Genomic DNA, 25577 nt, shown 5'->3' on the forward strand with positions numbered 1-25577 from the left:
CCGAAGAAGTCACCATCACCGGGAACGGATCTGTTCAGGACGCCTGCCTCCAAGTCTGCCGTACCGAGTGCGGTAGCGAAGAAAAAGTAACGACACGCGCACGTGGCGGGCAGCCGCTTTGCCCCATGTGTGTGCGCATTTCAACAAGGTGTACGAGAGCCAGTTAGAAGCAGCGTCGCTGCGAATTTCGCGTGCACCTTTTTCCTGTTTTTGGCGAGTCACCATCGGCAGAATTGTTATCGCTGGATCCGTCGCTCGATCCACCCGACCCACGTCACCGCCGGCACCCGGCATCTCCAGCGCGCAGCGCGTCACGTGTTTTATCAATGAAAGGATGGTCCGATGAAACTTCGCGTGGGCTATGAGCTGGTCTATGAGTGCGCACAGCCGACACCGATGATGTTGATGCTGAACACACACTTTTCGCACGCTCAGGACGTGTTGTCCGCCGATCTTCTGGTTGTGGATCCGCCAGTAGCCATTACGCAGTATCGCGATAGTTTCGGCAATCTGTGCAGCCGCCTTGTTGCACCTCAAGGGGCGATCTCGCTTTCGACAAGCGCGCTGCTCAACGTCTCCGATCAGCCGGAGACGCGCGGTCCCTTTGACTATCAGCACGCCGTCGAAGCGCTCCCGGACGAGTGCCTCGCGTTCTTGCTCGGCAGCCGTTACTGCGAAACGGATCTGCTCTCCGACATTGCGTGGAAACTGTTCTCGGGCACGCCACCCGGCGGTGCACGGGTTCAGGCGATTTGCGACTACGTGCACCGCCATGTCGAATTCGGCTACGAATTCGCGCGCCCGACCAAAACCGCATTCGATGCATGGCAGGAACGCAAAGGCGTCTGTCGCGATTTCGCGCATCTGGCTGTGGCGCTGTGCCGTGCAATGAATATTCCGGCACGCTACTGCACCGGCTATATCAGCGATGTCGGCGTGCCGCCGCCCTGGAGCGCAATGGATTTTGCGGCATGGTTTGAAGCGTATGTCGGCGGCTCATGGCAAACCTTCGATCCGCGCAATAACGTGCCGCGTATCGGTCGGGTACTGATGGCGCGTGGCCGCGATGCCGCCGACGTGGCAATCAGCAACACGTTCGGCCCGACGAAGCTCATCAAATTCGACGTTCACTGCGCGGCGGAATGACGGGCGGTTCCGGCGCAGCCTGGAGCGAGGCGGTCGACACACGTTCGACACATGCTCGACGCCTCGCGGTGACATGTGTCGCCGGCCGAGTTAGCTGCCCCGATAAATGTCACAAGACAAGCCAACGATACAAGGACCCCCGTCTCGCCCTCTGCCGCTTGCGGCGGAGCCGCCGGGTTGCGGTCCGAGAGAGTCGTACCCGGGTGTCGCTGCCGTAGGTTGCGACATTGCAGGTTGCGACATGGTCGTACCTGATCCGTCGCTATTCTGGACAGGCTGGCCAGTTTGCGAATACGCGAGACCCGATGCAGCGGACATTACCGTGGCAACCAGCATTGAAGATAAGGAAACTTTCATTTTTAACCTCAGTTTGAAGCACGATCCGGTATAGATCGATAGGATCACGAATCGAACCGTGTAGGTTGAATTACATACCTTCTTTTGACCCCTTTGTGCCGCAATTGCCTAATTGCGTGTCGATTGTAAGAACGGGCAGCGTCGCGGCTCAACTTCTAATGCTCCGCTTGCTGCTGGCCATAAGTCGACTCCCAACCACCGCCGAGTACCTTGCAGAGCGTGATGAGATTAGTGGCGGCGTTCGCTTTGCTGTGTTCAAGATTACTCTGTGCGTCGAGCAACTGCTTCTGCACGTTGAGCACGTCGAGAAAATCGACGGCCCCTGCTTTGTACCGTTGCCGTGCGATCGAAAGCGCACTCTGATTCAGGCTGACCACCTGTTTGAGCCGATCGTTGCGGCGCTGTTCGGCGTCGTACACGACAAGCGCATCGTCCACCTCGCGCCAGGCCTGCAGCACCGTGCGCTTGTAGACGATAGCGGCTTCCTGCTGTTGCGCCTCGCGCAAGTGCAGTGTTCCCTTCAGGCGGCCGCCCTCGAAGATTGGAAGCGTTATTGACGGCCCAATCACGAATTGACCCGACGCCCAGTCTGCGAGAGTAGAAAGCTGAAGGCTCTGAAATCCCGCGCTACCATTGAGCGATATGCGCGGATAAAAGTCTGCCTTCGCCATACCGATCGTCGCGGTCGCTGCGTGCAATTGCGCCTCGGCTCTCCTGATGTCCGGCCTGCGTTGCACCACTTCCGACGGAAATCCGATAGGTACTTGACGAGGCAACGCTGGAACATCACCGGCCTCGCTGAGCATCTGCTGTAGTCCACCCGGCTGCATTCCCAGTAACACGCCAATTGCATTGATCGTTGTTTCGCGGCTGGCCTCGAGAGTCGGAATGAGGCTCTCGATCGACTCTGCCTGCGCGGAAGCGTTGGCCACGTCCAGATTCGTAGTGACGCCTTCACGTACTCGCGTCTCTGTGAGCTTCGTGGCATCGCGAGCGATTGCAAGGTTCTGCTTTGCTATTTCCAGCAGAGCCTGAGTGTCGCGCAGCTGAACGTAGTCTCGCGCAAGTTCTGCGCGCGCAGACAGCAGCACAGCATTCCGGTCCTGATAAGACGCCTCGCTCATCGCGGTGGCGGCCTCCACGCCACGCCTTACTCGTCCCCAGAAATCGAGTTCCCACGACGCGTCGAAGCCGAACTGATAAAGGTCGTACGCCGGCGAGCCTTTGTCGCCAGGCAATGCCGCCACGCCGGTCGGCGAGGCACCGGAAGCGGACTGGGTTTGTGTTCCCGTGGGTGTAACGCCGAGCAACGAGAGGATGCCGTTCATGCTGCCGCGCTCGCGGTTATATGAGGCGGCTCCATTGAGGCTGGGATATTCCTCAGCGCCGACGATGCGCCGCTCCGCCCGGCTTTGCAGCAGGCGAGCGGACGCCGCCGCTACATCAAGGTTCGCATCACCCAGACGTTCTTCCAGCGCATTCAGCGTGGGATCGTTAAGCAGCTTCCACCAGTCGGAGTTGAATTCCGACTCGACCGGGCGGCTCGCTGCTTGCGCGGACTGTGTTCGATTGAACACATCAGGTGCAGCGGCCTCTGGGCGCTCGAAGTTGGGCCCGACCAGACACCCGCTTAGCGCAAAGCACACCAACACAGCCAATGCCGGTGTACGGACGGAAAACTCGCGCGCGTTCATTTGAGGTCCGCCTCCTTCATCGACACATCGGCGGGTTTGCCGACAGCGACTTCAGTCTCGACAGAAAGCCCCACGCTCAATGCAGATGCCGCTTGCTGACCCGGGTCGATGCTGATCTTGACCGGCACGCGCTGCACCACTTTCGTGAAATTACCGGTCGCGTTGTCGGGCGCGATAGGCGCAAAGCTGACGCCGGTAGCGGGCGCAAGACTGTCGATATGGCCTCGAATAACGACACCCGGAAAACTGTCGACCTTAATGCGCACTGTAGCTCCCGGGCGCATTCTTGCAAGCTGGTTTTCCTGAAAGTTCGCGACGACATATGCATCCGTAAGCGGCACGATGGCAAGAAGCGGGGCACCCGGCGTAATGAATGCGCCAACGCGTGCCGAACGTCGTCCGACCTTCCCGTCTATGGGTGCACGAATCTCCGTATAGGAAAGGTTCAGCTTTGCCTGCTCCAGAGTGGCCTGCGCATGCGCGAGGGCGCCGGCTGCTTTATCGCGCTGCGTACGCAGCACGTCGAGGTTTTGCTGGGTGGCGACGAGTACCGCGCGATCGCGCGACTGTTGTGCGAGTTGCTCGGCCAGTGCGCTCGATGCACGCTGTTGTTCCTGCGTCGTGCCCGCGCCGGTTTCGGACAGATTGCGATAGCGCGATGCATTTGCTTGCGCAAACTCGATGGCTGCTTCGTCCGAGCGAAGCGTCGCGCGGCCCTGATCGACGAGCGACGGATGCCGCGCAATCTCTGCGTCGTAGTTCGCAACGGAGGCTTTCGCGGCGGCCACGTCAGCCTCGGCGCTCATGAGCGCTGCCCGGAAGTCACGGTCATCGATACGCGCGAGCAGTTGGCCGGCCTTCACCTGCTGGTTATCTGTGACCGGCACGTCAGACAACTGGCCTGCGATGCGTGACGCCACCAGAGTGAAATCGGCGGTGACATACGCGTCGTTGGTCGACTCGCTGCCGGGCTCGGCCCACAGCCATATACAAACAAGTACAACGACGCAGGGAACCACCACATACGCGGCGAGCCGAAGCGTTTTCAAAGGGAGTCGGAAGACAGTTGACATATATTCATCGATCAGCGGGAAGAGGGAGGCGTGGTGCACCAGGGCGGATAGATACGCGTCGGTAACACGGGCACGAGAAGAAGCAGGGCTATCGCGATGCAGCCCATCACGCGATAAAGGTCCGCGGATGTCAGCACGACGGACTGCTCGTGAATACGATGCGCAAGTGCGGCGAGGAGGCCGTGATCTTCACCGACGCTTTGCGCTGTAATCAGTGCGCTATTGCCGAGCCGGTCAACGAGCATGCTCGAATGAAAGTGCAGGCGAGCAGTACCTAGCCCCTCGATAAGACTGGTCGCTACCACTCCTGCGAAAACCTTCACCGTGTTGAACATGGCGGATGCAAACGGGCCATCTGTTGGAGCGAGACCACCGGTTACGCCCATCAGGATCGAGAGGATCACCATGGGTTGTGCTGCAATTTGCAGCGATTGCAGCCAGTAGAAGTTATCGCGCACCCACTCTGACGTCATGAAGCTTCCCATGAAGCAGGTGACGCCCATCAGCGAAATTCCTACGGCGAGAATCCACCGGCGGTCGATCCGCTGGATGTTCAGAACGGCCGCAGTCAGAGGCAGCGCAATTAATAGAGGCAGTGCGACGAGCAGCGCCAACGGCGTCGTTTGAAGCGGCCGGTAGCCGTGTACTTTCGCAAGGTATTGGGACGGGATGACGGCGATGCCGGTCAGCAGGATCACGGCCCCCGCGAGCGTAAGAAGGCCGTGCGTGAAGTTTCTCCGGCCAAGCAGACGCAGGCCGAAAAACGGCAGTGGATGAAACCACTCGTTCACGATGAATGCGACCAGCAGCAATGCACCACCGCCGAGCATCACGCGGATAAAGCCGGAATTGAGCCAGTCCAGCCGGTCGCCCTGTAATAAGCCAATGACCAGCATCGCAACTGCAGGACAGCCTGTCACGAATCCGCTCCAGTTGAACGATTTGAAGCGTTCGAGTTTGAGCGGCTCCACAGGAAGCCCTTGCTGGATCGCGATACAACTCAGCAGGCCTAGCGGCACGATCTGCCAGAAAGTCATCCGCCAGTTCACATATTCAGTCCACAGCGCGGCGAGAGGAATTCCGAGTGCCGGCCCGAAGGTTGCAGTCAATGCATAGCCAGCAAGTCCATAGAGCTTGATCTTCGGCGGAAGATAGCGCAGTGCTGCGATGATCAGCATCGGAGGAAGACATCCGCCGGCTATTCCCTGGAGTACTCGAAGCACATACAGCGTCGGCAGATTCGGTGCCAGCGGGCAAAGAAATCCGAACACCATGGTGGCCACTACCGCGCCGATCGTGAACCGCTTGAGCGTGAGCGTCATCGCGAACCACGGCGCAAATACCATCGTGGTCACGTTTGCAGCCTCGAAGAGAGCTGTCAGCCACGTTCCGTCGTCGTGTCCGATCGACAGTGCGCCGCGGATGTCCGTCAGCGCGACCGCCGTCACCTGCTCATTAACTATCGCCAGCAATGAGGAGAGAAGCATCCCAACCAACCCGATCGCGAGGCGAGGCGATAACCCAGGTGTCGCAGCGTTCTTTGGAGCTGGACTGTCTGCTTCCCGTAAGGCGACCGGCGTCGGCGAGCCGACTTCCTCCGGTTCTGCCGTTCCAGTTGTCCGTGGCGTTGCGATGTTCATGAGGTCTGCAGATCTACCAGAATGGTTGGGCTTTTGCGCCGGGCACCGGGATTGCCGACGCTCGGTAGTGTTAAATATCGAGCGGAACCGGCGTACAGGTCGCTTCTTTCCCCTCGTAGTTCCGGCGCGTCCGTTCAACGTATTTCAGCGCCGCTGGACTACCGCATCGAGGTTGATTAATTCTAGGAGACCAACTGATCTTCATGAAAGACAATGGAGCTTGTGCATTTGGCCATTCCGTTTGCGAATCGGGCCAATGAGTCCGAGCGCCCTCATGCATGCGCATGTTCTGGAATAGTCTCTTTCGATTGGACGAGCCAATCGACATGGGTTGTGCTGGAGACAGTACGAAGACGTGTAACTCGCCACGAAGCGTACGGTGGCCATTTCTGATCGTTTTTGGGCCAACGCAAGAGTGCAGGCTTTTCAATGGCAAATACGACACCCATAGTTAGGACAAGCCGGCGATGTGCCGTCGCGCCATGCTTCTTCTGAAAGGTGCATCGCCATGAACTGCGTGCTGGCTTGCATGCAGTCTGATGTCTGGTGCGGAGAACGTGTGCAGCCGTAATGCTATTGACTGGAGAGGTGAGACATGAAATTTTCGGTGAAGAAAGACATTCACACAGACGACGTCCCGACCATTGAACATGCAATGAAGATGGTCGACGCAGACGCCAAAGTTAGCGTGAACGTCGATGCAAAAACCGTGAGCGTCGATTCGTGGTTAATGCCGGAGGAGTTCCTCGTCGCTTTCGTCGACGAAGACTATGACGTGCGCATTGTCGAGGCATAGGCTGACGGTACTCGGGCGTATCGAGAGGCAATGTAGAGCCGCCTCCCGATTCGCCCCGCGCGCTAGGCAGCAGGCTGCGCGTCGCTGAAGTATTGAGGTGCTTCACGGCGATCGAACATTCCATACTCGCGCACCACACGAATATGTCGCAAGTGCACGTTGGCCGGCAGCGCGGCTTCTCGCTGGAATGCCTGTGCGGCATCTAGATCGCGCCACGTCAGCACCGCAATGACGTCGCCTGGCGTCATTAGCGCATCGAATACATCCCACGCAACCAGACCGGAAGCCGCAAGGTCGAGTCCCATTGACTTCACAACGGCCTCTGCTCCTGCCTGTCTGAGCCACTCCGGAGCGTACGTCGCAGCGAGTAGCGTCACAGCAGTGCCCGCTCCTGTCTCGGTTACATCAAGACGTTGTTCAAGCAGCACTTCTCCCTCAGGCAGGCAAGTGTCCTCGACGACTTGTCCAATTCGCAGGCGATAGTCGGAAAACACACGGTCGCCCGCTGCCTGTTGTACTTGATGATGCTTCGTCGTGGTGCGCCAGCGCACGAGGGACTTTTCATCGCGCCAGGTTGACAGCGAAAGTAGCCACCCGTCGCGCGTCAAACTTGCATAGCGGTTGTTGTCGATAAAGCCCACGATCTTTTCGAGTTCTGGGCGTAGCATCTTTGCCATGCCGAGATACAGATCGAACTGTTCACGTAGAGGATGTACTTCGAGCATTGCAGAAAACATTCCGGACTCTTCCTTTGCTTAGCGATACGATTGACCCGCAGTCGGGCGATTGGCCGCATTGATTGTCCGTGACGCATCGAATTTACTGAAGCGCAAGCGCGCCCCATATTGGGCCAATAAGTTCGGCAAATTTGCCATTCCGCTGGCGCGTGTCACCACAGTCGCCGCGCGGAGACGAGCGTCTTCTTCCGTCAGACCAATAGTGCGGATGCGGGCATAGCTAGCACAGCGAACACTTTGTGCATTGCATCTGCGTCTTCCTTAAATAGCCTGCGCTCGGCCAATCCCGGTCTTCTTTGGGCCAAGGTGAAGAAACGAAGCATTCCGGTGCCTACAATCGCGAGGGGCGCAGCAGATGACCGATGGGGAGTTGAAATGGACAAATTGCGCGAGATGGAGGTCTTTGTAGCCATCGTCGATCGTGGCAGCTTTACGGGTGCATCGGAGAAGCTCGGAATGTCGACACCGGCGGTCTCACGGGCACTGAATTCGCTTGAAGCGCGGCTTGGCACGCAACTGCTCGCACGGACCACTCGCACGGTTCGGCCAACTGACGCAGGCGTCGGCTACCTCGATGCCTGCCGTAAGGTGCTGGACGCTATTACCGAGGCCGACGCGAATGTCGCTGCAGACCACCTGAATCCTGTCGGCACGCTGACGGTATCGGCGCCTGTTCTATTCGGGCAGCGGTTCGTCGCGCCCTTGATCAACGCGTTCGCGCTGCGCTACCCCGAGGTCAACGTCAATGCCGTGTATGCCGATCGCACGACTCGGCTACTGGAAGAAGGCGTGGATATTGCAATTCGTATCGGCCATCTTGGAGACTCGACGATATTTGCCGTTCCTCTAGGCGCGGTGCGACGCCGGACCTACGCGGCGCCTGCGTACCTTGCGGCGCATGGTGAGCCCCGCCATCCCAAAGACCTGATGAACCACCACTGTGTGTCGTTTACCGGCGTGTCCAGTCCGTTCGAATGGGTGTTCAACGAGAATGGATCGAGACTGCCGGTGCGGCTTCAGCCACGGATGATTGTCGACCTGTCTCCCGCCGCGGTGCTGGCGGCACTCGATGGCGTAGGCATCACTCAACTGCTCTCGTATCAAGCGGCGCCAGAGGTGCTCGATGGCAAGCTGCGGGCTCTCCTGACGGCGTTCGAGCCCGAGGCTGTGCCAGTGAATCTGCTGCACATCGAGCGACGGGGCGCGAGCGGCAAGGTGCGCGCGTTTGTGGATTTCGTCACCGATAGCCTGCGCAGCAATCCGCACCTTCAGGACGAAGACGCAACGGCCACGTAAAGTTCGCGATAGGCACTCACCAGCGAATCGAGGCTATATGCACGATTGAGACCACTCGGGTTGGGCAGCACCCATGCGCGCGCACCGCCGAATCTGTCGGCCTGCAGTCCCCATTGGATATCGCGCGTGCCGGACATTGCCGAGATCGCCATCTTCCCGAGAAAGGCGATATACCGCGGCGCATAGTGTGCGATTTTGCGCTGGAAATCAGATGCGGCCGCTTCTATCTCCAGTCGCGAAAGCTCGCCTGCCCGCGCAGTTGGACGCGAGACCGCGGTGGTGAGTCCACAACCATAGCGGAGCAAAGTACAGTCGTCTTCAGGACGAATCTGTTGCGGAGTAAAGCCTGCGAGGTGCACCGTCTGCCAGAAGCGGTTGTTTCTACCCTCGAAGTGGTGACCTGTCGCTGCAGCACGCATGCCAGGATTTATTCCACAAAATATCAGCGATAGACCTGGCTCTAGAACATCCGGAAGCGATTGAGCGTCGATGGCGCAACTCACGAATAACTCGCGCTTTGTGCCGCCACGAGCATGCCGCTGCCCGTATCTGTCCGCGGGCGCGACTCGACCGTGCCGCGGAATCGTTGGCGATATTGTTTTGGCGTGACATTGAGCCGACGGGCGAAGGTGGTACGCATCTGCGTGGCACTGTGAAAACCGCACTTGAATGCGACGGTTTTTAGCGGAGCGTCCGAGTCTTCGAGTAGCTTTCTCGCCGTATCTACGCGAACCTGTTCGACAAACGCCGAAGGCGTGACCTTTGCATACTTGGCGAAGAGGCGCGAGAAAGTGCGTCGGCTGACCGAAACAGCGGTGGCGAGCTGTTCGATCGATAGCGTGTCGGTTATATGCTCGGTCACATACTGATGCACTTTGCCGATAATCGGATTGTCATCCTTGCCGGCCCCGATGTAAGGGCTGTACTGCGATTGACCGCCTTCCCGCTGGATATATACAACGAGGCGTTTTGCGACACGCACCGCCATTTCGTGTCCCCAGTCTTCGGCCACGAGCGAAAGACAAAGGTCGATTCCCGCTGTCACGCCAGCAGATGTAAACAGCCGGCCGTCACGAATGAAAATCCGGTCCGGCTGCACGCAGGCCAAAGGGAAGTCGCGCGCGAGGCGGGCGGCTTCTGCCCAATGGGTCGTTACTTGCTTGCCGTCGATCAGTCCCGCGTGTCCCAGCACAAACGCGCCGTTGCACACCGAACCGAACCGTGCCGCGCCATATGCCTGCGTTTGCAACCACTTCAAAAAGTCGTCGGTTGGCCGGTAATCGGGCAGGGTCGGTCCTCCGGCGACGAGAACCATATCGAACTGGGCGAGAGAATCGGCAAAAGCCGACGGTACGGAAAGTTGCATCCCGTTGGAGCATGTCACGGTACCGGCTTTGCTTCCGACAAGCGACACCTCATAGCGTTGATGCTCGGAGAGATTTGCATTCGCTTCCGCGAATACATCGAGTGGGCCTGCAACGTCCAGTGCCTGCACACCATCGAATACGACAATGGCGACTTTCATGCCGTGACCTTCATCAAATAGGAACGCGCTTCCGTTACCAGCATGGGCCGACGCTCCTTGATGGGGGCGCCATGCAACGCGATAAGCGACGGCAACGAGCGATGGCCTAGCTTACAGCAACCGCCACATGCGGCGCCCGCCGTAACCGTTAAATGACTTTTGCGTCAGTGTAAAGAACGGTCAAAAACTCACGGCAATGCCGGCGGCACGAAGTGGCCCAAATTCCGCGCTGATTGGCCAGGTATCGCGGGATCTATGCATTCCGGGGCGACGTCGATTGGTTAAAGTTGATTTGAAGGATCGATCTAGTTGAGTGCACTCGCGGAGTAACGGCGCATGCGTGTCGGAATGATGGTGTATTCAGGTTTTCAACTGCTCGAGGTGAGTTGCCCAATGGACGTGTTCCAGGAAGCGAACCGCGTATGCGGCGCCGCCTTCTACGAGCAGCACGTTGTCGGGCCGCGTCCCGGTCCGGTTACATGCTCGAACGGCACCGCGGTGGGCACCACAGCATCTCTGCGCGATTTGCAGACATCGTTGGACATTGTCATGGTGCCCGGTTCTCCGGCGATAGGTTCGGAGCGCGAGCACCGCGAGCTGGTGAATTGGCTAACGAACGCTGGAGGCAGCGCGAGAAAGATCGCGTCGGTGTCGAACGGTGCTTTTCTCGTGGCGCGTGCGGGTCTTGCGAACGATCGCTGGCTGACGACGCGTGAGTGCGACGCACAGCGTCTTGCAAGCGAGTATCCATTAGTACACGTTGTAACGGATGAAATCTGCTTGAAGGACGGCAATCTCTATTCGTCGGGCGGCGTGAGTGCCGGTATCTATCTCGCGTTGGCTCTCGTCGGAGAAGATCTGGGCGAACAAATCGCCGGCGACGTTGCAAAAGCACTATTGCGTCCAGGCATTTGAACCGAAGCGTGTACCGCAAGGTGCTGGAACGACCGCGTTTCCTTTTTCGCAATGCCGCGGCGATACGCTGGCCCGGATGTGTTCTCTTTTGGCCCGTAGAGCGCCTGCATCGTTGAGCGTGCTGTTTCGAACATTGGCAGAATCGTCTTCATGGTTCTTCCGGTCCATCGCCGGTAAGAACTGGCCGTTGATCCCAAGGCGGTTCTCCACACGAGTCAGCCATGACCACGAATCTGAACGTTGCTTCACAAGTCTGTCCGGTACCAACGCTTCCCGGCGAACCAATGTCGGGCGCCGACATTATCCTGCGCGTACTTGCGGAGCAGGGCGTCGATACGCTATTCGGATATAGCGGCGGCGCGATCCTGCCGACTTATGACGCGGTGTTCCGTTTCAACGAATCACACGCCGCACGCCCTGAACGCCAGATCAAATTCGTCGTGCCGGCCAACGAACAGGCGGCGGGTTTCATGGCGGCCGGCTATGCGCGCGCGAGCGGAAAAGTAGGTGTGTTCATGGTGACGTCCGGGCCTGGCGCGACCAATGCAGTCACGCCGATCGCCGACTGTAACGGCGATTCGATTCCCGTCGTCCTCATATGCGGGCAGGTGCCGCGTGCGGCAATCGGCAGTGACGCTTTCCAGGAGGCGCCGGTCTTCAACATCATGTCGGCCTGCGCCAAACAGGTGTTTCTCGTCACCGACCCCGCCAAACTCGAACAGACATTGCGCACGGCATTCGAAATCGCGCGCACCGGCCGCCCTGGTCCCGTCGTGGTAGATGTGCCCAAGGACATCCAGAACTGGGTCGGTCAGTATCAGGGGCAAGGCACCTTGCACTTTCGCGGCTACTCCGACCGGTTGCAATTGGTGGCTAACGGTTCTCGTCTTGACGAGCAAAAAGGCGCCCAGTTCTTCGATCTCCTTAGACAAAGCGAGCGACCGCTCCTGTATGTGGGCGGCGGTGTTATCGCGGCAGGCGCAACGGCCGAACTGCGTCAGTTCGCGGAGCGTTACGAGATCCCGGTCGTGACGACGTTGATGGGCCTCGGCGCGATACCAGCGCAACACCCGCTATCGCTCGGCATGCTCGGCATGCACGGCGCCGCCTGCGCGAATTACGCCGTTGAAGATTGCGACTTCCTGATTGCGGTGGGCGCACGCTTCGACGACCGGGTCGCGGGCGGCCGACCGGACATGTTTGCGGCAGGCGCGCGACACGTCGCACATATCGACATCGACGAGGCGGAGATCAACAAGGTCAAGCGCGCGCATTGGAGTCACATAGGCGACGCGAGGCAGGCATTGCGCGCATTGATGGAGCACGAGTCCGTTGCTTTGTCGTCCGCCCTATGGATCGGATGGGTGACGGAACTGAGGCAGCGCCACGGCATGAACTATGACCGCAGCAACCCGCTGATTCAGCCGCAGCGTGTGATTGAAAAGCTCAGCGAAATTACCGGTGGGCGCGCAATCATCAGCACAGGTGTAGGCCAGCATCAAATGTGGACCGCACAGTTCTACCAGTTCACCGAGCCGCGAAGCTTTCTTACCTCGGGCAGCATGGGCACGATGGGATTCGGTCTGCCCGCCGCAATCGGCGCTCAACTGGCGCGGCCTGATGCGCTGGTTATCGACATCGACGGTGACGGCAGTATCCGCATGAACGCTGGAGAACTCGAAACGGCCAGCACGTATGGCGTTCCAGTGAAGGTTTTGCTGCTCAACAATCGCGGTGACGGGATGATTCGCCAGTGGCAGCGTCTCTTTTACGAAGGACGTACTTTCGTAAGCGACAAGGCTCTTCATCGCAAGGACTTTGTGATGGCGGCGCGCGCGGACGGCTTCGAGTTTGCCTGTCGCGTCGAAACGCCGAGCGAACTCGATGAGAAACTGAAAGCATTCGTGGCGTTCGAGGGACCCGCCTTTCTGGAAGTGATGATCGATCAGAACGCCGACGTATTTCCAATGGTAGGTCCGGGTCAAAGCTATTCGAACATGATCACAGGGCCGTTCATAGCGTCGCGGTCCGAGACGGTGGCGGGAGAGGAAGGGGCAGTGCGGCTTCAGGCCGCGGACATGTTCTGAGCATGCTTTCGATGCGTTCTATTTCCATTCCGGGCAAAACGCCATGATTGATGTCGACCTGATTCATAAGGCGCTAGCCAATCCCTTCCGGCGGCAGATTCTCGCCTGGTTAAAGACGCCGGACGAAGTTTTTGCACAGGGTCACATCGATTTCAGTCGTGGCGTGCCACCGAACGCGATTCACGCGCGCAGCGGTCTATCGCAGTCCACGGTCTCGGCGCACGTTGCAAGCCTGGTAGAGGCGCAACTTGTGGTTCCGACGCGAGTGGGCCAGTGGGTCTTTTTATCGCGCAATGAAGAGGTGATCGGCGAGTTTGCCAGACAGGTCAGCTTACATTTGTGAATGCGGCGCGCGGCGCATCGCGTCTCTTCTCTTCGTCGAAATCGTCCGGTGTTCTTCACAAATCGTCCTATGCTGGAAGTCGAGACAAGGGTTGGACAATTGCAAAGGCACAGTCTTCGCTTCAGGTTCGATGCGTGGCATTGACCCTGTCTCTTTGCCCGACCGGAGTACCCGGCTACGGGACCTGTGCGGCACCACTCAATGCGGAGGTATCGTCATGATCGAGCCTTGCGATTTCCGGCTCAAAAGAATTGCGCTGAACCACGGAGGCGGCTCTATGCCCGCAATCGGCTTTGGCACGCTGATCGCCGATGCGGCCATCACGATAAGCGCCACGAAAGACGCGCTGGAAGCGGGCTATCGGCACTTCGATTGTGCGGAACGCTATCGCAACGAGCGCGAGGTGGGCGACGCGTTACAAGCGGGGCTTGCAGCGGGAGGAATCGCACGCGAAGACATCTTCGTGACCACGAAGTTATGGAATTCGAATCATCGCCCGGAGCGTGTGAAACCGGCTTTCGACGCGAGCCTTGAAAGGCTTCGACTCGACTATCTGGATCTTTATCTCATTCATACGCCGTTCGCATTCCAGGCGGGAGACGAGCAGGATCCTCGCGACGCAAATGGAAACGTCCTCTATGACGAAGGAGTAACCCTGCTCGATACATGGCGGGCGATGGAAGATCTGGTCGACGGGGGGAGATGTCGCGCGATAGGTCTGTCCGACATTGGCCTCGATGATCTGGTACCGCTCTATGAATCGGCAAGAATAAAGCCGGCCGTGGTTCAGGTCGAGGCGCATCCCTATCTTCCGGAAAGCGAACTCCTGGAGTTCTGCAAGAAGAAAGAGATCGTGTTTCTGGCGTTTGCCCCGTTAGGTCACGGAATTAGACCCGGGCCGCTCGAAGATCCGGTCGTCTCACGAATTGCCGCGCGGATTGGCAAGACGCCTGCACAGGTACTGCTTGCATGGGCGGTGCAGCGTGGTACCGCCGTCCTGACGACGCCGAAGACCGCCGCGCGTGCGCGCGAGAATTTCGACATTTCAGCTCTTCCCGCTGATGCCTTCGACGAGATCAATCGCATCGAAACCAGGCAGCGGTTTAACCAGGTCGTGAAGACCGGCAACCCGGGATTTATCCCGCGCATTGAATGAGGTTGCGATCTGGCGCAGTGCTGGCCAGAAACGAGCGTGGAGTGCCCCGAAACCGTCGAAGCGAGCGCGTCAGTCATAACCCTTAGAACCTGAACTGTTCTCATCAGTGCTGTTCTCATCAGTGGTCAGGAGACTGCTGGTCCTGGCGAGCAGACACGGTTATGACTTCACTCACGCCCCAAGCGCACGAATCTATCCAGGTGATGATCCTCATCTCCAAGCTGATGATCGATCATCACAAGCCGCTTCGCATAATGAGCGAGCGGCAACTCCCACGTCATGCCTATGCCGCCGTGCAGTTGAATGCACTCTTGCGCGACCAGTGCGCCGATCCTGCCGATGCTGTACTTCGCCGCCGACACCGCGCGCTCCCGCACCGTGCGCTGCGCACCGAGCGCCGCTGCCGCGTTGATTACCGCTGAACGCGCCTGCTCGATTTCCAGCAGCATGTCGGCCATCCTGTGCTGCAGCGCCTGGAAGCTGCCTATCGCCACGCCGAACTGCTTGCGCGTGCGCAGGTAGTCGAGCGTGTAGTCCTTCGCGACGTCCATCGCGCCGACAGCCTCCGCACACAACGCAAGCACACCACATGCAATCGCATACTCGAGCGTTGGGAAGCCCGCACCTTCCGCGCCAAGCAGCGATTCTTCGCTGAGTGTGACATTGTCGAACGTGACTTCGGCTGCGCGTCCGCCGTCGATCTTCGGATAGCCCCGCACGCTGACACCCGCTGCGTCCCGAGGCAAGAGAAAGAGCGCTATGCCTTCCTCTGAATCGTCCGCACCGGTGGTCCGCGCGGACACGAGGAAGAGTGCAGCGTGCTCACCGTGCTGCACCACCGCTTTAGCGCCGTTCAATTGCCACGCGTTGCCCTCGCGTTGGGCGCGCATGGTGACACGCGAGAGCTCGTAATGGCCGCCGGGTTCACCATGCGCGAGTGCGGCGATACGCGAGCCGTCGATCAATTCGCCCAGCAGGGCGCGTTGCGTGGCGTTGCCGCTTCGTGCGACGGCCTGCCCCACAATAAGCGTATCGAGGAACGGTTCGACCACGAGGCCGCGGCCCAGGCTCTCGAATACCACCGCGATATCGAATCCGCCGCCGCCAAAGCCGCCGTTCGCTTCATCGAAGAGGGCACCGATAATGCCTAGCTCCGCAAAACGACTCCACAGTTCAGGGCTAAAGCCGAGAGGCGAGCGGGCGATCCTGTCGCGCGTCTCGAAGCCGTACTGCTCGCTGACGAAGCGGTTCAGCGTATCCGCAAGCATGCGGCGATCTTCGGTGTGCTGGAAGTTCATGACGTGCGTCTCCTACAGTCCGAGGATCATTTTAGAAATGATGTTCTTCTGGATTTCATTCGAGCCGCCGAAAATCGACAGCTTGCGGTTGTTGAAATACAGCGAAGCCGCGCTCGCCGCTTCTTCGGGACCGACCGGTGCGCCTTGATAACCGTCGTGCAATGCTTCTTCGATGAACGGCTGCGCATACGGCCCCATCGCGCGGCGCGTCAGCGACGAGATTTCCTGGCGAATCTCCGTGCCGCGAATCTTCAGCATCGAACTCTCGGCACCCGGTACGCCGCCACCCGCTACTGCCGCGATCACGCGCAAGTTGGTCGTCTTCATGTTCTCCAGATCGATTTCAACGCGTGCCATGCGCGCCGCGAACGCCGGATCTTCGCAAAGCGGCCGGCCGTTGCGCTGCTGTTTCGCGGCAATCTTGCGCAGCCGGTTGACCGCCGCGACGGAGAACCCGACGCCCGCAATATTCGTACGCTCGTACGTCAGCAGATATTTGGCGTACGTCCAGCCCTTGTTTTCCTCCCCGACCAGGTTCTCAGCGGGCACTCGCACGTCGGTGAAAAATACTTCGTTCACTTCATGCTCGCCATCGAGCGTGATGATCGGCCTTACTTCGACGCCCGGCGTTTTCATATCGATCAGCAGGAAGCTGATGCCTTCCTGCTTGCGTACGTCGGTTGCGGTGCGCACGAGACAGAAGATCATGTTCGCGTAGTGGCCGAGCGTGGTCCAGGTCTTCTGGCCGTTCACGATGTAATGCTCGCCGTCCGCGTCGACGCCGCGCACGGCAGTGGTCTTGACCGAAGCGAGATCGGACCCTGCGCCGGGTTCTGAGTAGCCCTGACACCACCAATCGGAACCATCGAGAATACGCGGCAGCCAATGCCGCTTCTGCGATTCACTGCCGTATCTGATCAACACCGGTCCGAGCATGTTGACGCCGAACGGCACGATGCGCGGCGCTCCGGCCAGCGCACATTCGTTTTCGAAGATGAACTTCTGCACTGCAGTCCAACCCGGTCCGCCGTATTCTGCCGGCCAGTGATTCGCGAGCCAGCCGCGCTCGTTCAGAATCGCATGCCACCCGGCCATGTCGTCGCGCGTGAGGCGCCGGCCGCCATGCACCTTGTCGGCGAGGTGCTGTGGAAGCTTGTCGCGCAAGAACGCAAGCACCTCTTCGCGGAAGGCTTCTTCTTCAGGTGTGAAGTTCAGATCCATGACTGTTCCTTCGTGAGTTCAACGGCTACGCTGAGAAAGAGCCGCTTCATGCCGCGTGATTGAGGCTCGCAAAATCCGCGCCGCGCTCGACCAGGTCAATCAGCAAGGGCGAAGCTCGCCAGAACAATGGGTCTTCTTTCGCAAATTCGCGGATGTCCGCGAGAATGCGCGGCAGGCCGATCATGTCCGCATATTTCATCGGGCCGCCGCGATAACGCGGGAAACCGTAGCCGTATAAAAAGGTCACGTCGACGTCGAGCGGTCGCAGCGCAATCCGTTCGTGCACGACATTCGCTCCTTCATTGATCATCGCAGCCATGTAGCGGCGAATGATCTCGTCGTCGGAGAATTCACGCGGCGTGATGCCGGCTCGTACACGCTCGGCATCGATGATCGCCTCGACTTCCGGATCGGGCTGGCCGCTGCGCGATCCTTCGGGGTACAGATAAAAGCCGCGTCCCGTTTTTTGACCGAACCAGCCTCGCTCGCATAGACGGTCGGCAATCTGCACATAGCGCGCCGCCGGATTGCGCGTCGCTGCGCGCCGTTTGCGCGCTGCCCAGCCAATGTCGCCACCCGCGAGATCCACCACCTGAAACGGCCCCATCGGGAAGCCGAAAGCGCGTACCGCTGCATCGATCTGATAGGGCGAGGCGCCGTCTTCCATCATTGCGTCGGCGGCACTGCGATACACGGCGAGAATGCGATTGCCGATGAAGCCGTCGCACACGCCTGCGCGTACCGGCGTCTTGCGCAGCTTCTTTGCAAGCTCGAATGCGGTGGCGACCACGTCGGCGCTGACGGCTTTCGGCACGACTACTTCAAGCAGCTTCATGATGTTGGCCGGCGAGAAGAAGTGCAGACCGATCACATCGGCGGGGCGTGAGATGCTGGCTGCAATCGCGTCGATGTCCAGATACGACGTGTTGGTTGCGAGCACCGCGCCCGGTTTGCACACGCGGTCGAGTTCGGCAAACACGGCCTGCTTGACCGACAGATCTTCGAACACAGCCTCGATCACGAGGTCTGCGTCGGCGAGTGCATCGTATGAAGTACTGCCGGTCCAGCGCGCCATGAGTTGGGCCTTTTTCTCGGCGCTCATGCGGCCCTTCGCAATCAGGCCGTCATAGACCTTTTCGATGTGCGCGCGGCCCCGGGCGAGCGAAGCTTCATCGCGCTCGATCATCGTCACGGGCAGGCCCGCGTCGAGCACTGCGACGGCAATGCCCGCACCCATCGTGCCGCCGCCGACGACGCCAATCGCGTTCAGCGCCCGCGGCTTCGTGTCGCGCGTCTCGGGCGCTTTGAGCACTTCGCGCTCCGCAAAAAACGCATGAACGAGGCCCGCACGCTGCGGACTGTCGAGGCATTCGAGAAAGAGTTGGCGTTCGCGGCGCAAGCCGTCTTCGAAAGGCTGTGCGATCGCCGCTTCGACTGCATCGACGATTTTTAGCGGTGAAAACAGACCACGCGATTTTTTCGCGGTCTCGGCGCGTGCCGTAGCGACTGCGGCGAGGCTCGAGGCCCGGTCGTTCAACGCAGTGGCGTCACGGGTGCGCCGCACTGGCGCATGACCCGCAAGCAATTCGTGAACATAGGCGAGCCCTTCCGCGAGGATGTCGTCGCTGCTGCCAAGCCGGTCGACGAGCCCTAACGCCAGTGCTTCCTGCGCGTTTGCATGGCGACCGCTCAACATCAGGTCGAGCGCCGCCTGGGCGCCGATCAGGCGCGGCGTGCGCTGCGTGCCGCCCGCGCCGGGCAGCAACCCGAGTTGGACCTCGGGCAAGCCGAGCTTCGCCCCGTCTACGGCGAGCCGGTAGTGCGCCGCGAGCGCCACCTCCAGACCGCCGCCGAGCGCCGCACCGTGAATCGCCGCGACGACGGGTTTCGTACACGCTTCGATGCGGTTGCATACGTCCGGCAACGACGGCGGCACCGGTGGCTTGCCGAACTCGCGAATGTCCGCGCCGGCGATGAAGTTGCGGCCCGCGCCGACAATCAACACGGCTTGCACAGAAGGGTCGCTGTCGGCGGCTTCGATCGCGGCGAGCAGTCCGCGCCGCACGTCGGCGGAGAGCGCGTTGACGGGCGCGTGATCGATCGTGACGAGCAGCACCTTGCCACGCAATTCGCGTGTCACGACGTCGGTTGAAGTGGTGAGGCTCATGGCGTGTCGTCTCCTGGCTGATTGTCTGGGCGCGTAGGCGGCATCCCGCGCCCGCGAATTGTGCTGATTGTGGAGTGGTCAAGGTTCATTGACAATCACATGAACGATTGACAGACTGTCAAAATATCTTTGACAAAAGGCGCGGTTGTGGACGTCCATTCGCTGACTTTGCTGGTGGAGATACTCGACGCAGGTAACCTGAGCGAGGCGGCGAGGCGCCTGAAGATGAGCCGCGCGAACGTGAGCTACCACCTGAACCAGCTGGAACGCTCGGTCGGCTTGCAGCTCGTTCGGCGCACCACGCGTCGCGTCGAGCCCACGGAGATCGGTCTTCAGCTGTATGAGCATGGCCGCGCGATTCAGAACGCGCTACTGGCCGCGCGCGAATCGGTAACGACGCTTGGGCAAAGCCTGCAGGGGCGAGTGCGCCTGAGCGTGCCGAGCGGTTATGGCCAGCTCGTCATGTCGGAGTGGTTGATCGAGTTCAAGCGTCGCTATCCAGGCATCGTTCTCGATGTGTTGTTCGAGAACCGCGTGGAAGACCTCATGCGCGACGAAGTGGACATTGCCGTGCGGGTCATGTCCGAGCCACCGCAAAATCTCGTGGCACGCGACATGGGGCCGGTCAGATACGTTGCCTGTGCATCGCGCGCGTTCGCGGAAAGCCACGGCATGCCCATGCAACTAGACGATCTGCGTACCACGCCGTTGATTACGGCGGCGGTCGTGGGCCGTCAGTTACGCGTTGCCGCCTATCTCGGTGACGAACGGCACGAGGTGTTGCTCGAACCGACGATCATCTCCGAGAACTTTCTGTTTTTGCGGCAAGCGGTACTCGCAGGACTGGGCGTCGGCATCTTGCCGGACTATGTGGTGCAAGATGATCTGAAACGCGGCGATGCCGTGACCACGCTCGACGAATGGCGTTTGAGCATCTTCGGCACGAACATGTACATGCTTTACATGCCGAACCGGCACCACACTCGCGCCGCGGCGACTTTCATCGAGTTCATTCTGGCGCAGGCGCGAGCAAGCGGAAGAGGCGGCGCTTCATAGCCCGCGCTTCATATCCCACACTTTGTAGCCCGCGCGTTTTCGCCCAACCACAATTGTCCCTTCATGTAGCTCTCGCGAGTATGCTGTGAAAAAGAGCGTGCACGCGCCGTGCAACAGTACGCCACGAACCTGAAGAACGTCATGAACGTCGTGAACGTCAGCGGAGACCGGAATGAAGTGGACAATCGCATTTCTCGTCGTGCTCACAAGCATCATTGTCGCGATGCTGATCGCGCGCCTGCCCACCGAGCAGGCTATTCGCCTGACGGGCTATGCGGCGACGGCAGCGCTCGCTGCGCTCGTGAGTTACGTGATCCGGCGGCGCGGCAATCGCGCGCGTAAAACGAGGCGCGTGGGCTAGGCGGCGCCGAGCTGAGTGCTTGCAGCGGGCCGCATAGTACATGCTACGATGCTCCGCTCATTGCGCAGCATGTCGGAGAATCAGATGCGTCCAGAGAATGCCGCCCGTTTCGATGAAGAGTTCGCGCCTCGCATTGCCGAGGCCATCGCCGCGTGCTTCGCTACCACCGTGCACACGGAAGTACTGCCGTACGAAGGCCCTGGCCATCCCACGCGCCTGCGCATTCATGCCGCACCGCTAGAGCATATCGCCCAGTTTGAGCATCCGTTGAATCTCTATCTCACGTGGGACAGCGACGAGATCGAGAGGCTCATGAAAGAAGAAGGCCAGGCGCGTTTCTCTCGCTATCTGGCTGCGCTGCCGCGAAAGCTGGCGGCGTGGCATCATGCGCGTGACCTCGATTTTCTTTCGCACACGCAGGCCGATCCGGTGGCACTGATCGGCGGGCTCGACTTCGAGTCGTGAGCCCGCCGCGACCGGTTTTTTCGGATCGTCTAGTCGAGCTTGAACTGCGTAACCGCGCTCGCAAGGCTCACCGCCTGCGATTGCAATGCGGCTGCTGCTGCGGTCGACTGTTCGACGAGCGCGGCGTTCTGCTGAACCATTTCATCCAGCTGGCTCACCGCGCGGTTCACTTCCTGAATGCCGCGCGTCTGCTCATTGGCGGCTTGCGTGATTTCGGAAATGATCGTGGTCACGTTGGCGACGTTGCTCACGATCTCCGTCATCGTTTCGCCCGCCTGGCGCACCTGGCCCGAGCCTGAACTCACACTCGCGACCGTGGCTTCGATCAGCGCCTTGATTTCCTTGGCGGCTTGGGCGCTGCGTTGCGCGAGGCTGCGCACTTCGCCCGCAACGACCGCGAAGCCGCGACCCTGTTCGCCGGCGCGCGCAGCTTCAACCGCAGCGTTCAGCGCAAGAATGTTGGTCTGGAAAGCAATGCCGTCGATCACGCCGATGATGTCGGAGATCTTCACCGACGCATGTTCGATCTCGCCCATCGTGGTAATCACTTCGGAGATCACCACGCCGCCGCGCGAAGCGACCTGCGATGCGGAAACCGCGGTCGTGTCGGCCTGCTTCGCGGCGCTCGCCGATTGGGTGACCGTGGACGTGATCTCTTCCATCGATGCGGCGGTTTCCTGCAAGCTCGCCGCAGCCGATTCAGTGCGTCCGGACAGATCGACGTTGCCTGCTGCAATTTCATTGGCGGCCACGCGCACCGACTCGCTCGCGTCGCGAATCTGACGCATCACGTGACTCAGTTTGTCGATGAATGTGTTGAACGAACGGGCGATCTGCGCGACTTCGTCGTTGCCGACGGCGGGCAGGCGTTGCGTGAGATCGCCTTCGCCCGAACCGATGTCGTCCATTGCATCGCGTACTTTCGACAGACGCTGGAACGAAACCGCAGTGACCGCCGCGACGACAGCCGCTGCAATGCCCGCAATCACGATCAGCGCGATCACGGACGCGGTCAGCAGCGAACGCATGCCGGCGGTTGCCTCCGCTTTGTCGAGCGCGACGACCACGTACCAGTTGGTGCCCGGAATGGATTGCGCGCGCAACAGTTTCGGGCTGCCGCTCACGTCCATCTGCACCGGACGTTGCGCGCTAAAGAGCGCGGCGAGCTTGTCGCCCGCGAGTCCCGGCACGAGATCGGACACCGGCTTCAACGTGAGCTTTGGATCCGGGTGCGCGACGATATTGCCGCTCGCATCGATTAGCATGCCGAAGCTCGCGGGCGTCGGGTGGATCGACTTCACGTTGGCAATCACGCTGTCCATTGCGACGTCGCCGGACACCACGCCCTTCACCGCGCCGTCGCGTACCACGGGCGCGGCGAACGCGACCACCAGCTTACCCGAGCCGACATCGACATAAGGCGGCGTCGCCACCGGCTTGCCTGCTGCCACGGCCTGCTTGTACCAGGGCCGCCCGGTCGGATCGTAGTCGGCGGGAATGCCGGTCGGGTCGGAGAACTTTGCTGTCTTGTCAGCGTAGCCGACATAAACGTTGGTGAACTTGCCAGCGGTGGCGATCTGCTGGAGCGCCGGCGACGGGTCGGGTTGCAGCACCGCGTTCTGCAGCGAGTCGATCATCTGGCTATTGGCGGCAACCCAGTCGCTGATACCGGCTGCATGGCCGCTCTCGACTGCCGTCAAACTGCTGTCGATGGCGTCGGCGTTATACGAATTCGCGACCACATAATTAAGGACCGCATTGGCAGCAAGTGCCGCCACGACGATGGCGACACACAGCGCAACGATCCGCGCGCGAATGGATGTGAACATGGTGGAAGTCTTTCGGATGAGCATAGAGCCGTAGTGATTGAGGCGGGCGCCTCATACGCGGTTTACGGCTCTCGAACCGAAAGTCTTGAGCGCATGTGCGCTAGTGTTTTCACGCAGTGCATCGCGCGAATTCGTCTGAAGATAAGATTCAAATACGGCCAACGTGCACTACGATTTAAAGAAAACGGCCGCTGCGTGTTATCGCAGCGGCCGTTGTCATGCGTCGGTGTTCGCGCTCGTTCAGGCGCCCAGCGCAGGATCGCTCATGCTGCTCTTGCCCGTCTCCACGTGGCCTGCAAAACGGCGGGCAAACAGCGGGTCGGTGTCGACGGTGATCGCCAGGTCATACCAGCCGTGCGCATTGCGAAGATCGAGGTAAAGCTCGTCGGTATCGCCGCCGCGCACCACACGTTTGATCGTGTGCTTCGGGTCGTACGCATTGACGATCGTGAACTTGCAATGCGCGCTGCCCACGTTTTCAAGGCGCAGTTGCAGATTGCCGTTCACGACGTCGTAGCCTTCGAGCACTTCGGGGCGCGCGATATCCGAGCCGTCCCACCAGCTGCGAGCAATCGGACGGCCGGTGAAGCGGCGCAAGAAACCATTCGGACCGTGCACGGTGAAATCGTAAGTGCCGTCCGCATTCAGCGGGAACTGATCCTGCAAGCGCTTGCCGGCCTCGACCGTGTACGTGCGCGGCGCCTCGAGGCTGTTCGCGCGATAGACGAGAAACACCGCGCCCGCACTGCCCGTATTGACGAAGCGCATGGTCAACGTTTTTTCGGCGCCTTCGCCATGCACTCGCACGAACATTTCATACGGCAGCGCGCGAGCCGGGCGCACGCCGGGTTCCTGGCTCGGGACTGCCTGTACCGCAGGCGGCAGCGGCACGTAGTCCGGATGACGGTTCTGATCGGGCGGCACATAGCCGCTCGTGCTCGGCAACGTCGGGAAGGCGTCGTTCGGATTGCTGAAGTTGAAGGCCGACGTCAGGTCGCCGCACACCGCGCGTCGCCACGGCGAGATGTTCGGCTCGCCGAGATTGTGCTGCTGGCCGAAGCGCTGTTCGATAAAGCGGATTACCGACGTATGGTCGAACACCTCCGAGCAAACATAGCCGCCTTTGGACCACGGCGAGACGACGAGCATCGGCACGCGCGGGCCGAGGCCGTACGGCGCGGCAACGTTCTTTGCATCGCCCGGATAGATTTCGTTGACGGTGTCGACGGTGGAGAGGCCGTTCGCACTCGAACTCGGCGCACACGGCGGCACCATGTGGTCGAAGAAGCCGTCGTTCTCGTCGTAATTGATCAGGAGTACCGTCTTGCTCCACACCTCGGGATTCGAGGTCAGGATCTGCAAGACCTGGTCGATGTACCACGCGCCGTAATTCGCGGGCCAGTTCGGGTGCTCTGAATAGGCTTCCGGTGCGACGATCCACGAGACTTGCGGCAGCGCGTTGTTCTGCACATCGCGTTTGAGAATGTCGAAGTAACCGTCGCCCTTCAATGCATTCGTGCCGGTGCGCGCGTTCTCATACAGCGGGTTGCCCGGCTGAGCGTTGCGGTACTGGTTGAAGTAGAGCAGCGAGTTGTCGCCGTAGTTGCCGATGTAAGCGTTCTGAGTCCAGCCCCACGAGCCCTTGGCGTCGAGGCCGGTGCCGATGTCCTGATAGATCTTCCACGAAATGCCCGCGTTTTGCAGCACTTCCGGATAGGTCGACCAGCCGTAGCCGAGTTCGGAATTGTCGATCACAGGACCGCCGCCGGTGCCGTCGTTGCCTACACCGCCTGCCCACATGTAGTAGCGGTTCGGGTCCGTCGGGCCCATCAGCGAGCAATGGTAGGCGTCGCAAATCGTGAATGCGTCGGCGAGTTGATAGTGAAAAGGAATGTCCTCGCGCGTGAGGTAGGCCATGGTGGTCGAGCCTTTGGCGGGCACCCACTGATCGTAGCGGCCGCCGTTCCACGCGGCGTGCGTGCTATTCCAGTCGTGCGCGAGGTCCTGCAGGAACTGCAGTCCGAGGTTCGGCGCGCTCGGGCGAAACGGCAACACATAGCCGAGATCCGCGGCAAGCGGTTGATACCACACCGGCTTGCCATTGGGCAGGTTGACCGCGCGCGTGTCGCCGAAACCGCGCACACCCTTGAGCGTGCCGAAGTAGTGGTCGAACGAGCGGTTTTCCTGCATCAGCACCACGATGTGTTCGACATCGCGGATCGTGCCGGTCTTGTTGTTCGCCGGAATGGCGAGCGCGTTGCGAATGCCTTGCGGCAGCATGCTCAGCGCGGTGACGGAACCGGCCGCGTGCGCGGCAGAGCGTAGAAAATCACGACGATTTTTTGAGGTCATGGTATGTGCTTTCGTGTCTTCAGTGGGAAAACGATCCACGCAGCGCGGCAGGCATGAGCGGCG

The 25577-nt window shown here is 60.1% G+C and carries 21 protein-coding genes; 10 read left to right on the forward strand and 11 right to left on the reverse strand.

Annotated features, from left to right (window positions below):
• Positions 1–342 precede the first annotated feature (342 nt).
• On the forward strand, positions 343–1146 hold the full coding sequence (locus H281_RS0101770; RefSeq protein ID WP_020065374.1) for a transglutaminase-like domain-containing protein: 804 nt from the start codon (positions 343–345) through the stop codon (positions 1144–1146).
• A 512-nt stretch (positions 1147–1658) separates the two neighbouring features.
• Here the strand turns inward: H281_RS0101770 and H281_RS0101775 are convergent.
• The 3 genes from H281_RS0101775 to H281_RS0101785 are packed head-to-tail and all read right to left on the reverse strand — an operon-like array spanning position 1659 to position 5910.
• Complete coding sequence (locus H281_RS0101775) at positions 1659–3197, reverse strand: efflux transporter outer membrane subunit (protein WP_020065375.1); 1539 nt, start codon at positions 3195–3197, stop codon at positions 1659–1661.
• The gene (locus H281_RS0101780; RefSeq protein ID WP_027804212.1) at positions 3194–4270 is read right to left on the reverse strand and encodes an HlyD family secretion protein; all 1077 of its coding nucleotides are present in this window, start codon (positions 4268–4270) and stop codon (positions 3194–3196) included. Before H281_RS0101780 ends, H281_RS0101775 begins: the two co-directional genes overlap by 4 nt.
• A gap of 11 nt (positions 4271–4281) precedes the next feature.
• Positions 4282–5910: an MFS transporter gene (locus H281_RS0101785; RefSeq protein WP_027804213.1), complete on the reverse strand. Its 1629-nt coding sequence runs from the start codon at positions 5908–5910 to the stop codon at positions 4282–4284.
• 595 nt (positions 5911–6505) lie between these two features.
• On the opposite strand from H281_RS0101785, the gene H281_RS0101790 reads away from it, so the two are divergent.
• Positions 6506–6706: a hypothetical protein gene (locus H281_RS0101790; protein ID WP_020065378.1), complete on the forward strand. Its 201-nt coding sequence runs from the start codon at positions 6506–6508 to the stop codon at positions 6704–6706.
• A 62-nt stretch (positions 6707–6768) separates the two neighbouring features.
• On the opposite strand, the gene H281_RS0101795 is transcribed toward H281_RS0101790, so the two are convergent.
• Positions 6769–7443 (reverse strand): antibiotic biosynthesis monooxygenase family protein, encoded by a 675-nt coding sequence (locus tag H281_RS0101795; protein WP_020065379.1) that lies wholly within the window; start codon positions 7441–7443, stop codon positions 6769–6771.
• 375 nt (positions 7444–7818) lie between these two features.
• Between H281_RS0101795 and H281_RS0101800 the strand changes: the two genes are divergently transcribed.
• Positions 7819–8739 (forward strand): LysR family transcriptional regulator, encoded by a 921-nt coding sequence (locus H281_RS0101800; protein WP_020065380.1) that lies wholly within the window; start codon positions 7819–7821, stop codon positions 8737–8739.
• Here H281_RS0101800 and mug read toward each other — a convergent pair.
• Both mug and H281_RS0101810 read right to left on the reverse strand, forming a co-directional pair.
• Positions 8712–9242 carry a G/U mismatch-specific DNA glycosylase gene (mug, locus tag H281_RS0101805; RefSeq protein ID WP_123282626.1) on the reverse strand — a complete coding sequence of 177 codons (531 nt, stop codon included), beginning with the start codon at positions 9240–9242 and terminating at the stop codon, positions 8712–8714. The genes H281_RS0101800 and mug overlap by 28 nt on opposite strands.
• Positions 9239–10264, reverse strand: coding sequence for a GlxA family transcriptional regulator (locus tag H281_RS0101810; protein WP_020065382.1), 1026 nt, complete (start codon positions 10262–10264; stop codon positions 9239–9241). The genes mug and H281_RS0101810 overlap by 4 nt, the downstream gene beginning before the upstream one ends.
• 336 nt (positions 10265–10600) lie before the next feature.
• Between H281_RS0101810 and H281_RS0101815 the strand changes: the two genes are divergently transcribed.
• The 4 genes from H281_RS0101815 (at position 10601) to H281_RS0101830 (ending at position 14765) form a co-directional block, all read left to right on the forward strand.
• Positions 10601–11179, forward strand: coding sequence for an AraC family transcriptional regulator (locus tag H281_RS0101815; protein WP_020065383.1), 579 nt, complete (start codon positions 10601–10603; stop codon positions 11177–11179).
• 221 nt (positions 11180–11400) lie between these two features.
• Positions 11401–13266 carry a biosynthetic-type acetolactate synthase large subunit gene (gene ilvB, locus H281_RS0101820; RefSeq protein WP_027804215.1) on the forward strand — a complete coding sequence of 622 codons (1866 nt, stop codon included), beginning with the start codon at positions 11401–11403 and terminating at the stop codon, positions 13264–13266.
• Between the two features lie 43 nt (positions 13267–13309).
• A complete protein-coding gene (locus tag H281_RS0101825; protein WP_020065385.1) occupies positions 13310–13609 on the forward strand; it encodes an ArsR/SmtB family transcription factor in 300 nt (99 codons plus the stop codon).
• Between the two features lie 217 nt (positions 13610–13826).
• Positions 13827–14765: an aldo/keto reductase gene (locus tag H281_RS0101830; RefSeq protein WP_020065386.1), complete on the forward strand. Its 939-nt coding sequence runs from the start codon at positions 13827–13829 to the stop codon at positions 14763–14765.
• A 167-nt stretch (positions 14766–14932) separates the two neighbouring features.
• On the opposite strand, the gene H281_RS0101835 is transcribed toward H281_RS0101830, so the two are convergent.
• Genes H281_RS0101835 through H281_RS0101845 form a run of 3 tightly spaced genes read right to left on the reverse strand, consistent with a single transcriptional unit; the run spans position 14933 to position 19451 of the window.
• On the reverse strand, positions 14933–16063 hold the full coding sequence (locus tag H281_RS0101835; protein WP_020065387.1) for an acyl-CoA dehydrogenase family protein: 1131 nt from the start codon (positions 16061–16063) through the stop codon (positions 14933–14935).
• A 12-nt stretch (positions 16064–16075) separates the two neighbouring features.
• Positions 16076–17284 (reverse strand): acyl-CoA dehydrogenase family protein, encoded by a 1209-nt coding sequence (locus H281_RS0101840; protein WP_020065388.1) that lies wholly within the window; start codon positions 17282–17284, stop codon positions 16076–16078.
• A 46-nt stretch (positions 17285–17330) separates the two neighbouring features.
• On the reverse strand, positions 17331–19451 hold the full coding sequence (locus H281_RS0101845) for a 3-hydroxyacyl-CoA dehydrogenase NAD-binding domain-containing protein (protein WP_020065389.1): 2121 nt from the start codon (positions 19449–19451) through the stop codon (positions 17331–17333).
• Positions 19452–19598: 147 nt separating this feature from the next.
• Between H281_RS0101845 and H281_RS0101850 the strand changes: the two genes are divergently transcribed.
• The 3 genes from H281_RS0101850 (at position 19599) to H281_RS0101860 (ending at position 21333) form a co-directional block, all read left to right on the forward strand.
• Entirely contained in the window at positions 19599–20507 is a 909-nt protein-coding gene (locus tag H281_RS0101850) for a LysR family transcriptional regulator (protein ID WP_020065390.1), read from the forward strand.
• 172 nt (positions 20508–20679) lie between these two features.
• A complete protein-coding gene (locus H281_RS0101855) occupies positions 20680–20868 on the forward strand; it encodes a hypothetical protein (protein WP_020065391.1) in 189 nt (62 codons plus the stop codon).
• A gap of 84 nt (positions 20869–20952) precedes the next feature.
• Positions 20953–21333 (forward strand): DUF5594 family protein, encoded by a 381-nt coding sequence (locus tag H281_RS0101860; protein ID WP_020065392.1) that lies wholly within the window; start codon positions 20953–20955, stop codon positions 21331–21333.
• Between the two features lie 29 nt (positions 21334–21362).
• Here H281_RS0101860 and H281_RS0101865 read toward each other — a convergent pair whose 3' ends face one another.
• Positions 21363–23162 (reverse strand): methyl-accepting chemotaxis protein, encoded by a 1800-nt coding sequence (locus H281_RS0101865; protein WP_020065393.1) that lies wholly within the window; start codon positions 23160–23162, stop codon positions 21363–21365.
• A gap of 240 nt (positions 23163–23402) precedes the next feature.
• A complete protein-coding gene (locus H281_RS0101870; protein ID WP_020065394.1) occupies positions 23403–25514 on the reverse strand; it encodes a phosphocholine-specific phospholipase C in 2112 nt (703 codons plus the stop codon).
• Positions 25515–25577: the final 63 nt, after the last annotated feature.

Origin of the sequence: Paraburkholderia caledonica, from assembly GCF_000383275.1 — a bacterium.
Classification (GTDB): domain Bacteria; phylum Pseudomonadota; class Gammaproteobacteria; order Burkholderiales; family Burkholderiaceae; genus Paraburkholderia; species Paraburkholderia caledonica.

Bases quoted from the DNA above. Each gene is read 5' to 3' on its own strand.
- H281_RS0101770 (WP_020065374.1), top strand. From the start codon at position 343: ATGAAACTTCGCGTGGGCTATGAGCTGGTCTATGAGTGCGCACAGCCG.
- H281_RS0101775 (WP_020065375.1), bottom strand. From the start codon at position 3,197: ATGAACGCGCGCGAGTTTTCCGTCCGTACACCGGCATTGGCTGTGTTG.
- H281_RS0101780 (WP_027804212.1), bottom strand. From the start codon at position 4,270: ATGTCAACTGTCTTCCGACTCCCTTTGAAAACGCTTCGGCTCGCCGCG.
- H281_RS0101785 (WP_027804213.1), bottom strand. From the start codon at position 5,910: ATGAACATCGCAACGCCACGGACAACTGGAACGGCAGAACCGGAGGAA.
- H281_RS0101790 (WP_020065378.1), top strand. From the start codon at position 6,506: ATGAAATTTTCGGTGAAGAAAGACATTCACACAGACGACGTCCCGACC.
- H281_RS0101795 (WP_020065379.1), bottom strand. From the start codon at position 7,443: ATGTTTTCTGCAATGCTCGAAGTACATCCTCTACGTGAACAGTTCGAT.
- H281_RS0101800 (WP_020065380.1), top strand. From the start codon at position 7,819: ATGGACAAATTGCGCGAGATGGAGGTCTTTGTAGCCATCGTCGATCGT.
- H281_RS0101810 (WP_020065382.1), bottom strand. From the start codon at position 10,264: ATGAAAGTCGCCATTGTCGTATTCGATGGTGTGCAGGCACTGGACGTT.
- H281_RS0101815 (WP_020065383.1), top strand. From the start codon at position 10,601: ATGCGTGTCGGAATGATGGTGTATTCAGGTTTTCAACTGCTCGAGGTG.
- ilvB (WP_027804215.1), top strand. From the start codon at position 11,401: ATGACCACGAATCTGAACGTTGCTTCACAAGTCTGTCCGGTACCAACG.
- H281_RS0101825 (WP_020065385.1), top strand. From the start codon at position 13,310: ATGATTGATGTCGACCTGATTCATAAGGCGCTAGCCAATCCCTTCCGG.
- H281_RS0101830 (WP_020065386.1), top strand. From the start codon at position 13,827: ATGATCGAGCCTTGCGATTTCCGGCTCAAAAGAATTGCGCTGAACCAC.
- H281_RS0101835 (WP_020065387.1), bottom strand. From the start codon at position 16,063: ATGAACTTCCAGCACACCGAAGATCGCCGCATGCTTGCGGATACGCTG.
- H281_RS0101840 (WP_020065388.1), bottom strand. From the start codon at position 17,284: ATGGATCTGAACTTCACACCTGAAGAAGAAGCCTTCCGCGAAGAGGTG.
- H281_RS0101845 (WP_020065389.1), bottom strand. From the start codon at position 19,451: ATGAGCCTCACCACTTCAACCGACGTCGTGACACGCGAATTGCGTGGC.
- H281_RS0101855 (WP_020065391.1), top strand. From the start codon at position 20,680: ATGAAGTGGACAATCGCATTTCTCGTCGTGCTCACAAGCATCATTGTC.
- H281_RS0101860 (WP_020065392.1), top strand. From the start codon at position 20,953: ATGCGTCCAGAGAATGCCGCCCGTTTCGATGAAGAGTTCGCGCCTCGC.
- H281_RS0101865 (WP_020065393.1), bottom strand. From the start codon at position 23,162: ATGTTCACATCCATTCGCGCGCGGATCGTTGCGCTGTGTGTCGCCATC.
- H281_RS0101870 (WP_020065394.1), bottom strand. From the start codon at position 25,514: ATGACCTCAAAAAATCGTCGTGATTTTCTACGCTCTGCCGCGCACGCG.